At 60.5% G+C, this 1523-nt stretch carries 1 protein-coding gene; it reads right to left on the bottom strand.

Going from position 1 to position 1523, the window contains the following annotated elements; all coding sequences use genetic code 11:
* Positions 1–74: 74 nt before the first annotated feature.
* Positions 75–1438, bottom strand: a protein-coding gene (locus ACFFF7_RS13380) for an IS3 family transposase (RefSeq protein WP_379481866.1) whose coding sequence is annotated in 2 segments (ribosomal slippage) — positions 75–1088 and positions 1091–1438 — 1362 coding nt in all. Because the reading frame shifts where the segments join, the coding sequence is not laid out codon by codon here.
* Positions 1439–1523 lie beyond the last annotated feature (85 nt).

The following is a 1523-nucleotide window of genomic DNA, read 5'->3' as shown; positions in this document are numbered from 1 at the left end:
TGTCCGTCGTCAGAACATTCGGCACAACTCGCGGCGTAGATCAGCGGAGTGCGGGCCTCGTTTGGGGGTTGATGTTATGCGGCCAGCTTGCGGTGTTGCAAGCGCCGATATTCGATGGTCTGTCGCTTGATCCTTTCACGCTGTTTGATGATGGCTGAGGCCCTGCCGAAGTAGGCATCGGCGGGTGTCACGTTGTTCAGGCTCTCGTGGTAACGCTGGTGGTTATAGTGCTCGACGAACGCCTCGATCTGGGTCTCGAGGTCGCCGGGCAGGAAGTAGTTTCCCAAGAGGATGCGGTTCTTCAGGGTCTGGTGCCAGCGTTCGATCTTGCCCTGGGTCTGCGGGTGCATCGGGGCGCCGCGCACATGACTCATCTTCCGGGCCTCGATGTATTCCGCCAGTTCGCCTGCGATGTAGCTGGGGCCATTATCGCTGAGCAGCCTGGGCTTGTGCAGCACCGTGGCGCTGTCGCAGCCTGATGCGGCCAGTGCCATGTCCAGCGTGTCGGTGACGTCCTCGGCTCGCATGTTGGTGCACAGCTTCCAGGCGATGATGTAGCGCGAGAAGTCGTCGAGCACGGTCGACAGGTACATCCAGCCCCACCCGATAATCTTGAAGTAGGTGAAGTCGGTCTGCCACATCTCGTTCACCCGCGTGGTCTTTGTGTGGAACTGATCGGCAGCCTTGATCACGACATAGGCCGGGCTGGTGATCAGATCATGGGCCTTCAACAGACGGTAAACCGTGGCTTCCGACACGAAGTAGCGTTTCTCGTCGGTGAACCGCACCGCCAACTCCCGTGGGCTCAGCTCGGACTGCTCCAGCGCCAGTTCGATGATCTGATCCTGGATGTCAGGCGGGATCCGGTTCCACACGCGGCTCGGTGCCGATGGCCGATCCTCCAACGCCTCCGGTCCGCCTTCGAGGTAGCGGTCATACCAGCGGTAGAACGTCCGGCGTGCGATCCCCAGCTTGTCGAGAGTGAGCTTCGCCGGCAGATGCGACTGCTCGACGATCCGGATGATCTCGAGCTTCTCGGATGCGGGATACCTCATTCGTCGTCGCCCCCATCCGCGATCATGCTTTTTTTGAGCAGACGGTTCTCGAGGGTCAGGTCGGCCACACATTCCTTCAAGGCTCGGGCCTCACGACGCAGATCCTGCACTTCGCCGGTGGTCGCAGCACGGGCGGTGTCGCCGGCCAGGCGGCGCTTGCCCGCTTCCATGAACTCCTTCGACCACACGTAATAGAGGCTCTGGGCGATGCCTTCCTTGCGGCACAGCTCGGCAATGCTGTCATCGCCGCGCAGACCATCGAGCACGATCCTGATCTTGTCTTCAGCCGAGAAGTGCCGGCGCGTCTGCCGCCGGATGTCCTTCACCACCCGCTCAGCAGGGGCCTTCATCGGCGATTTTTTAAAGGAGGATTGGGGCTTCATCTTCGTTCCTTCGTCACTACGACGAAGCCCCAATCCTCCTTAAATCACAACCTCAAATCTGCGCCATTGGTGCTGACGGGGGACA

The organism is Novosphingobium aquiterrae (assembly GCF_042434435.1).
Lineage (GTDB): Bacteria > Pseudomonadota > Alphaproteobacteria > Sphingomonadales > Sphingomonadaceae > Novosphingobium > Novosphingobium aquiterrae.
This window is presented reverse-complemented; position numbering and strand designations above follow the sequence as displayed.